The organism is Bacillus sp. SJS (genome assembly GCF_000732485.2).
In the GTDB taxonomy this organism is placed as follows: domain Bacteria; phylum Bacillota; class Bacilli; order Bacillales; family Bacillaceae; genus Metabacillus_B; species Metabacillus_B sediminis.
Genome location: NZ_JAQV02000009.1, coordinates 66,254 through 74,659, shown reverse-complemented (window position 1 = coordinate 74,659; position 8,406 = coordinate 66,254). Strand labels below are relative to the sequence as shown.

At 45.7% G+C, this 8,406-nt stretch carries 10 protein-coding genes, 2 tRNA genes and 1 rRNA gene; 9 read left to right on the top strand and 4 right to left on the bottom strand.

What is annotated here, in order from left to right:
• Positions 1-53 precede the first annotated feature (53 nt).
• The 7 genes from rrf (at position 54) to tsaD (ending at position 3,337) form a co-directional block, all read left to right on the top strand.
• A 5S ribosomal RNA gene (gene rrf, locus AS29_RS05175) occupies positions 54-169 on the top strand.
• Positions 170-372: 203 nt separating this feature from the next.
• Positions 373-449: transfer RNA gene (locus tag AS29_RS05170), tRNA-Met, on the top strand.
• A gap of 4 nt (positions 450-453) precedes the next feature.
• Positions 454-530 (top strand) — tRNA-Asp (locus AS29_RS05165).
• Positions 531-682: 152 nt separating this feature from the next.
• Positions 683-1,162 carry a tRNA (adenosine(37)-N6)-threonylcarbamoyltransferase complex ATPase subunit type 1 TsaE gene (tsaE, locus tag AS29_RS05160; RefSeq protein ID WP_035408426.1) on the top strand — a complete coding sequence of 160 codons (480 nt, stop codon included), beginning with the start codon at positions 683-685 and terminating at the stop codon, positions 1,160-1,162.
• Positions 1,140-1,832 (top strand): tRNA (adenosine(37)-N6)-threonylcarbamoyltransferase complex dimerization subunit type 1 TsaB, encoded by a 693-nt coding sequence (gene tsaB / locus AS29_RS05155; RefSeq protein WP_035408425.1) that lies wholly within the window; start codon positions 1,140-1,142, stop codon positions 1,830-1,832. Before tsaE ends, tsaB begins: the two co-directional genes overlap by 23 nt.
• Positions 1,833-1,845: 13 nt before the next feature.
• Positions 1,846-2,307 carry a ribosomal protein S18-alanine N-acetyltransferase gene (rimI, locus tag AS29_RS05150; protein ID WP_331712016.1) on the top strand — a complete coding sequence of 154 codons (462 nt, stop codon included), beginning with the start codon at positions 1,846-1,848 and terminating at the stop codon, positions 2,305-2,307.
• A complete protein-coding gene (gene tsaD, locus AS29_RS05145) occupies positions 2,297-3,337 on the top strand; it encodes a tRNA (adenosine(37)-N6)-threonylcarbamoyltransferase complex transferase subunit TsaD (protein ID WP_035408423.1) in 1,041 nt (346 codons plus the stop codon). The genes rimI and tsaD overlap by 11 nt, the downstream gene beginning before the upstream one ends.
• Before the next feature lie 227 nt (positions 3,338-3,564).
• On the opposite strand, the gene AS29_RS05140 is transcribed toward tsaD, so the two are convergent.
• Positions 3,565-3,804, bottom strand: coding sequence for a hypothetical protein (locus AS29_RS05140; protein WP_035408420.1), 240 nt, complete (start codon positions 3,802-3,804; stop codon positions 3,565-3,567).
• Positions 3,801-5,726, bottom strand: a complete 1,926-nt coding sequence (locus AS29_RS05135; protein ID WP_035408418.1) for an ABC-F family ATP-binding cassette domain-containing protein — start codon at positions 5,724-5,726, stop codon at positions 3,801-3,803. The genes AS29_RS05140 and AS29_RS05135 overlap by 4 nt, the downstream gene beginning before the upstream one ends.
• Positions 5,727-6,008: 282 nt before the next feature.
• On the opposite strand from AS29_RS05135, the gene AS29_RS05130 reads away from it, so the two are divergent.
• Positions 6,009-6,656: a redox-sensing transcriptional repressor Rex gene (locus AS29_RS05130; RefSeq protein WP_035408416.1), complete on the top strand. Its 648-nt coding sequence runs from the start codon at positions 6,009-6,011 to the stop codon at positions 6,654-6,656.
• A gap of 16 nt (positions 6,657-6,672) precedes the next feature.
• The gene (gene tatC / locus AS29_RS05125; protein WP_035408414.1) at positions 6,673-7,431 is read left to right on the top strand and encodes a twin-arginine translocase subunit TatC; all 759 of its coding nucleotides are present in this window, start codon (positions 6,673-6,675) and stop codon (positions 7,429-7,431) included.
• A 23-nt stretch (positions 7,432-7,454) separates the two neighbouring features.
• Here tatC and AS29_RS05120 read toward each other — a convergent pair whose 3' ends face one another.
• Entirely contained in the window at positions 7,455-7,658 is a 204-nt protein-coding gene (locus AS29_RS05120) for a YdiK family protein (protein ID WP_035408412.1), read from the bottom strand.
• Complete coding sequence (locus AS29_RS05115; RefSeq protein ID WP_035408409.1) at positions 7,655-8,371, bottom strand: CPBP family intramembrane glutamic endopeptidase; 717 nt, start codon at positions 8,369-8,371, stop codon at positions 7,655-7,657. The genes AS29_RS05120 and AS29_RS05115 overlap by 4 nt, the downstream gene beginning before the upstream one ends.
• Positions 8,372-8,406: the final 35 nt, after the last annotated feature.

Here is an 8,406-nt window from a genome sequence, read left to right as displayed (position 1 = left end):
ACTCGTGCAGCAATCGTTATCTAGTTTTGAAAGAGCAATCTTTCAACCACATATCTGGTAATTATGGCAGAGAGGTCACACCCGTTCCCATACCGAACACGGAAGTTAAGCTCTTTAGCGCCGATGGTAGTTGGGGGTTTCCCCCTGTGAGAGTAGGACGTTGCCAGGTATGAGAGTTATTCCAGGGACAGCATGTCTGTCCTTGAGATAACCTTAATGAAATACTTTTTATTGTCGCGGGGTGGAGCAACGAGCAATGCTTACGTGAAAAAGCTTCGAGTTGTACTCGCCGAGCTGCTGCTTGGTTTTGCTTCCTGAGGCGAGGACAGTCTACTGTCCATAAGCATAGCTAAACTTAATACTTTCTATTATCGCGGGGTGGAGCAGTCTGGTAGCTCGTCGGGCTCATAACCCGAAGGTCGCAGGTTCAAATCCTGTCCCCGCAACCAAAATGGTCCGGTAGTTCAGTTGGTTAGAATGCCTGCCTGTCACGCAGGAGGTCGCGGGTTCGAGTCCCGTCCGGACCGCCATTACATGTATAAGACAACGAAACGTGATGTTTCGTTTTTTTTATGCTTATTTTTTGGTGCGGCGGACTTGGATAAACGAATGGAGTGCGCTAAACTGTTTATAATGATACAAGAACGAAAGGCTTCACTATATAGAATGACAGGTGATCATCATGAAAGCTTTTGAAACGGCTTCTTCTTCCGCGCTTTTCACTCAGGCTCTATCAGAAAAACTGGCCCTGCTTCTGCAAGGAGGGGATGTTTTGACGCTTGAGGGTGATTTGGGTGCCGGAAAAACTACGTTCACGAAAGGATTGGCAAAGGGACTGGGCATTAAGAAAATTGTAAACAGCCCTACTTTTACCATCATGAAAGAATATCATGGGGGACGCCTTTCTTTATACCATATGGATGTTTACAGACTGGATGAAGAAAGTGAAGCGCTTGGATTCGAGGAATATTTCGAAAGCAGCGGTGTCACAGTGATTGAATGGGCTCATCTGATACAGGATCAGCTTCCTGCTGAACGGCTTGAGATTGGTCTGTTCCGCACGGGAGATGAGGAGAGAAGCATCCGTTTTACTCCTCATGGGCAAAAATACATTGATATATGCAGGGAGCTTTTTGAAAATGACGAAAGCATTAGCGATTGATACATCCAATGACACGCTTGGAATAGCCTTACTTTCAGATGGAGTGGTGACAGGCGAGCTGATCACTCATGTAAAAAAGAATCATTCGGTTCGGGCGATGCCTGCCATTGAACAGCTGCTGAAGGATTGCGGAACGATTCCGGCTGAACTTGGTGCCATCATTGCTGCGTCAGGCCCCGGTTCCTATACAGGAGTTAGAATTGGAATGACGATTGCGAAAACACTTGCATGGTCTCTTTCCATTCCTCTCTATACGGTTTCGAGTCTTGAAAGCCTTGCTGCAAACGGCCGGTATTTCCAAGGATTGATCTGTCCAATCTTTGATGCGAGGAGAGGGAGAGTTTATACCGGACTATATTCCGAGAAGAACGGAGCCATTCTTCGCCATGCTGAGGATCAGAACATTCTTCTTGCGGACTGGCTTAAAGAATTAAAAGAGAAAAAGACACGTGTCTTATTTATTGGACACGATGTTGAAATACACTGGGATGAGATTGAGAGTAGTCTGGGCAGTCTGGCTGCAAGGGCCGATTCGGTTCAAAACAGCCCTAGGCCTTCAGAGCTTGCAAGGATCGGTCTTCAGAAGGACCAGTCCTCTGTGCACACGGCAGTGCCGAACTATACGAGGCTGGCAGAAGCAGAGTCTAAATGGCTTGAAGAGCAAAAATAAGTTGGTGGAGAACGTGGGGAAAAGTGAGTTAAAGATCAGGGGCATGAAAGTGGAAGATATCGAATCTGTTTATGAAATAGAGACGAAATCCTTCAAATCGCCCTGGAATAAAGAGTCCTTTTATAATGAAGTGGCCCATAATCTTTTTGCCACTTACTTAGTTGCTGAAAACGAGCAGAGAGTCATCGGATACTGCGGAATCTGGCTCATTGTAGATGAAGCGCAGATTACCAATATTGCCATTCTTCCCGAATACAGAGGGAACGGCTATGGTGAGCTTCTTCTCAGAAAAGCGATGAAGGAAGCGAAGAAACGCGGAGCGAAACAGCTTTCCCTGGAGGTTCGCGTTTCGAACTACCCCGCCCAGTCACTTTATAAAAAACTGGGGTTTCAGCCTGGAGGAATCAGAAAACAGTATTATACCGATAATTTAGAGGATGCTTTAGTTATGTGGGTGATGTTAAATGGAGTTTAAAAATGTATACATTTTAGCGATTGAAACAAGCTGTGATGAGACAGCGGCGGCTGTAATAAAGAATGGAAACGAAATTGTCTCCAATGTAGTGGCTTCGCAAATTGAATCTCATAAGCGTTTTGGAGGCGTCGTCCCAGAAATTGCATCGAGACATCATGTAGAACAGATTACATTGGTGCTTGAGGAAGCGATGCAGCAGGCAGAGCTAACCTACAAGGATTTGAGCGCCATAGCGGTGACGGAGGGACCTGGTCTTGTGGGTGCCCTATTGATAGGAGTCAACGCTGCCAAAGCGCTTGCCTTTGCACACGGGATTCCTTTGATTGGGGTTCACCATATTGCAGGCCACATCTATGCGAACCAGCTTATTACCGAGCTGAAGTTTCCGCTTCTGTCACTTGTTGTATCGGGCGGACACACGGAGCTTGTATACATGAAAGAGCATGGCTCTTTTGAAGTCATTGGTGAAACTTTGGATGATGCAGCAGGTGAAGCATACGACAAAGTAGCAAGAACGTTGAATATGCCATATCCCGGCGGTCCGCATATTGACCGTCTGGCCCACGAAGGTGAGCCGGTTCTTAATCTTCCGCGTGCGTGGCTTGAAGAGGGGTCCTACCATTTTAGCTTCAGCGGACTTAAATCGGCAGTTATTAACACGCTCCACAATGCGAAGCAAAAAGGTGAGGTTATTGAAGCGAAGGACCTGGCAGCAAGCTTTCAGCAAAGTGTTGTAGAAGTACTGGTTGAAAAAACTTATCGGGCGGCAAATGAGTACAAAGTTCATCAAGTTCTCCTTGCAGGCGGTGTTGCAGCCAATAAGGGACTGCGAACAGCGCTGACAGCGCGCTTTAAGGAGATGCCTGATACGGAGCTTGTCATTCCTCCGCTGTATTTATGTACAGACAATGCAGCCATGATTGGCGCTGCAGGTCATATGCTTTTCCAGAAAGGTAGAAGAGGGAGCATGAGTATGAATGCAAACCCCGGCCTTGAACTGGACAATTCCGATTGTGGACCAAGATCCTGAACCTGTTAATAACCAGGCAGGATCTTTTTTTATCCTAAAAGTTATCCACACACTTATCCACATAAGCTTTAATAGCAATAAAATCTATATATACCATAGGCTAAAGAGGTGTGGAAACCGTGGATAAATTTAGAGCTCTTTGTGGATATTGTGGATAAAAAAGCTGAAACCGCGCTAATCCACAGACGAAGCCTGTGGATAAAAAAGAGCAGCCAGAAAGCAGGTATTCATGCTGCCTCAGTCATCTGAGATTGGCTTGATTTTTTGCCAATTTCCGCGGGAAGGGCAGAGAGCCTTCCAATCGCTTTGCGCCTGTGAAATCTCAACCCTTTCGCTCCAATCACTAACCATTTATGGGTAAAGAACAATTCATAATCCTTAATAGAAAACAAAAACCCGGAAACGATAGCAGCGTTTCCGGGTTTTCTTTTTATTGCACTTGGCAAGGCTTTTAGACAGTCCTTCATGCTTGAAGCTCTTCCCATTCATCCATCAGTTTAGACACAGATAAACGGTGCTCCTCATTTTCACGGCTGATGTCCTGAAGCTTTTCATGATCGTGAAAGTTCGCCGGATCAGCAAGCAAGTGCTCGTTTTCCTCGATTTTCTCTTCAAGTGTAAAGATTTCAGATTCAATTTCTTCAATCCGCCGCTGTTTTTGCCGCTCCATTTTCTTAAGTTCTTTCTCCTGCTGATAGCTCAGCTTCGTTTCTTTTGAGTCCTGAACCTTTACAGAGCCAGCTTCCTCCTGCAGTTTTATCGCAGCCAGCTCCTCTTGCTCCTGTTTCTTTTCAAGATAGTAATCGTAATCCCCGAGGAACAGCTCGAGACTATTCTTTGAAAGCTCGCACACCTTCGTTGCAATCCGGTTGATGAAGTACCGGTCATGCGAGACGAACAGAATGGTTCCTGGATAATCTACCAGGGCATTCTCCAAAACTTCCTTGCTGTCCAAATCCAGATGGTTCGTTGGCTCATCGAGGATCAGCAGGTTCGCTTTTTCTAGCATCAGCTTCGCAAGCGCAAGTCTCGCTTTTTCTCCTCCGCTTAATGCAGAGACAGGCTTTAGAACGTCATCCCCTGAGAAAAGAAAATTACCGAGTACCGTCCGGATCTCCTTTTCAGGCTTAAGGGGATATTCATCCCAAAGCTCATTTAACACCCGCTTGTTCGAGGTGAGCTCTGCCTGCTCCTGATCATAATAGCCAATCTTCAAACTGGATCCGTAGCGGATATCGCCTTCAATTGCCTGAAGCTTTCCAACAATTGTTTTTAGGAGCGTAGATTTTCCGATTCCATTCGGTCCTACAAGTGCCAGGCTGTCTCCCCGGTCTGCGGAAAACGAAATGTTGGAGATGGTCGGGATTTTTCCATCATAGGAAACAGAAAGGCTGTCCACCTTCAGGACATCGTTTCCGCTCTGCTTTTCAATATCAAACCGGAAAACGGCTGATTTTTCATCCCCAAGCGGACGGTCCAGCATGTCCATTTTTTCAAGCTGCTTCCGTCTGCTTTGGGCCCGTTTTGTTGTGGATGCTCTGGCAAGGTTCTTTTGAACGAAATCCCTGAGCTTGGCGGCCTCATCCTGCTGTTTCTCATAGGCCTTCATATCACGCTCATAGTTCTCTGCTTTTTGCTCCAGGTACTTGCTGTAGTTTCCGATAAATTTCGCGGATTGAAGCCTGGAAATCTCATAAACCTGGTTCACCACTTTGTCGAGGAAATACCGGTCATGCGATACGATTAGAACGGCGCCTTTATAGCCCTGAAGGTACTGCTCGAGCCAGGAAAGAGTCGCAATGTCCAAGTGGTTTGTCGGCTCATCCAGAATCAGAAGGGCCGGACTTGTTAATAGAAGCTTTCCCAGGGCAAGCCGGGTTTTCTGGCCTCCGCTGAGCTTGGCAATCGAAGTTGAGGAATCAAAATCCCCGAATCCAAGGCCATGCAGAATAGAGCGGATGTCTGCTTCATACTGATAGCCGCCGCGTTCTTTAAAGGAAGTCTGCAAATGATCGTATTCCTTCATGATCTGTTCAAACTGCGGGCTGCCCGGATTGATCTCAGCCATATCGGATTCCATGCCGCGCATTTTTTTCTCCATCTGCTGAAATTCACTGAACACCGTCAGCATTTCATCCCAAATGGAACGGGACGATTCAAGCCCGGTGTTTTGCGCCAAATAGCCAATGGTCAGATCCTTTGGCTTGATTATCTCGCCGGAATCATACGATAATTGACCTGAAATAATTTTAAGAAGCGTGGATTTTCCGGCACCGTTTCGGCCGACGAGGGCAATCCGGTCCCGTGTTTGAATTTCCAGCTTAATATTCGATAATATAGGCTCAGCTCCAAAAGATTTTGTGAGCTGCTGAACTTGTAGTAGAATCATTCTTTTCACCTCATGTATACTAGTTTCAGTGTAGCTTAACTGCGGTTTGCCGGCAACCATGCTGTCTGTTTCACCGGAAATTGTTGCAATCCGTAAACAGACAATCAAGATAAAATAGTGTATAGTTTGGGTAAGACGCTTTGAATGTCCATTTTTATCCACTTTCAATTGGCGGAGGAGATAAAATTGGAAGCGCTAACTAAATAATGATAATGGAAGATCCTATAGAAAAAGTGGGGAATAAGCCACTAGATTTGCATCAAGGAATGTGAGGGAACGAGAATGAACATTGATCAATCCAAAATACCGCAGGCGACCGCTAAGAGGCTGCCTTTATACTATCGCTTCTTGAAAAACCTTCATTCTTCAGGAAAGCAGAGAGTTTCTTCGGCCGAATTAAGTGACGCGGTCAAAGTCGATTCTGCTACGATCCGCAGAGATTTTTCCTATTTCGGCGCTCTTGGGAAAAAAGGCTACGGATACAATGTAAATTACCTGCTGTCTTTTTTTAGGAAGACACTGGACCAGGACGAATTAACAAAAGTCATTCTGATTGGCGTCGGGAATCTGGGAACTGCATTTTTACACTATAACTTCTCCAAAAACAACAATACGGAAATTTTCGCTGCGTTTGATGTGGCGGAGGATAAAATCGGGACAACGGTAGGGGAGGTTCCCATTCTTCATCTGGACAAGCTCGAGGAACATCTGCCGGATGGAGCACCGGTTGCCATCCTGACGGTTCCTGCCCCTGCAGCACAATCCATTACCGACCGTCTGATTGCGATTGGCGTCAAGGGCATATTAAACTTTACCCCTGCGAGACTGAACGTACCGGATCATATTCGGATTCACCATATTGATTTGGCCGTAGAACTGCAGTCTCTTGTGTATTTCCTTAAGCATTATCCGAGCGAGACATCTGTGTAAAAGGATGGATGGTTCCATGAATGAACGGGAAATGTCGGTTTATGAGCATATTGAGGAACTTAGGAAACGAATTTTAGTCATTGCCATCTTTTTTATTCTTGCCCTGATTGCAGGCTTCTTTCTTGCGAAGCCGATCATTTTGTTTCTGCAGCAAACAGACGAAGCGAAGAATCTGACGCTGAATGCATTCAGAATGTCAGATCCGCTCTTCCTTTATATGAAGTTTGCGGTGATTATCGCATTAATCTTAATCTCTCCGCTGATCCTGTTCCAGCTGTGGTCCTTTATCAGCCCTGGACTGTATGAAAAAGAACGGACAGCTACATTAAGCTATATTCCATTAAGCGTTCTGCTGTTTTTGGGAGGCATTTCATTCTCTTATTTCGTTCTTTTTCCGTTTGTCGTAAGATTCATGACGAATTTTTCTGATGATTTAGGGATCAGCCAGGTAATCGGAATTAACGAATATTTTCAATTCCTTTTTGAGCTGACCCTGCCTTTCGGGCTGCTTTTCCAGCTCCCGGTGGTCATTATGTTCCTGACAAGGCTCGGAATAGTCACGCCTATGTTTTTGAGAAAAATTCGGAAGTTTGCGTATTTCTTTTTGCTCGTCGTAGCCGGACTCATTACCCCGCCGGAGCTCCTATCCCAGGTGATTGTGCTCCTGCCGCTGATTATCCTTTACGAAATCAGCATCATCGTTTCACAGCGGGCCTACCGCCAGTCATTAAAGATTCAGATGGAGGAAGAGGCGAAGGAGCAGCTTTCCCAATAAAAATAACCTGTCCGGCGGACAGGTTATTTTTTCTCTGTATTCCTTTTAAGCTTTCGGCCTAATCGCAGCATCCGGAGCGCAACGGCAAAATCAAAGGTTGCAATCAGCATCATAATGATGGTCGGGAAGGTCCAGAGGCCTTCTGCGGCGCTGTTAATGGCCAGGTATGTGAATAGTGCTCCCATTGCTAAGTAAAAGATGGCAAGTGCGCCAGGACGTGCTCTCATAAAAAGTTTCCTCCAATAATGCTTTGCAATTGTTCAGCGTCTTTCATCAATCGTTCAATGTCGTCCCTGTACACATACTGAATCACAATCACTAATGTATTCATCGACAAATGAGCGATAATCGGAACGATGATGCGCTTCGTTTTAACATAAAGAAAAGCGAACGTAAATCCCATAGCTGAGTAGAGAAGGATATGGGAAGGGTCCTGATGGACGACCGCAAAGATCACCGAACTGATCAGTGCGGCCAGGACGAAATTGGTCCGTTTATAAATCGTTCCGAAAATGATTTTGCGGAAAACAATTTCCTCAAGAATTGGTCCTGCAATCGAAACAACAAAGATCATGAGCGGGGTCACCTTGACGATGTCCATAATCCGCTGTGTATTCTCCGATCCGGGTTTAATGCCGAATAGCTGAATCTCAATATTAGCAGCTATAATTTGTGCTAAAAACGCAAGAAAAATACCGCCGATTGCCCATCCTGCAGCTGCTGATGGCGAAGCGGGGGTTCCTCTTAAATCAAAATCTCCGCGGTCCTTCCTCAATAGAAGCAAAACAACGGTAAGCCCGACGGCAAAGCTGATGATGTTCCAGTATCCGATGACCTGTCCCCGGTCCACTCCCAATAAAAGAAGAAGCCGGTAACCCACTAATCCGGAGAACAGCATGATGACATATGTAAGCAGAATATACCAATAATGTCTCTTCACAAATAAGCTCCTTTTAAGACCGCACATGCTTTTAG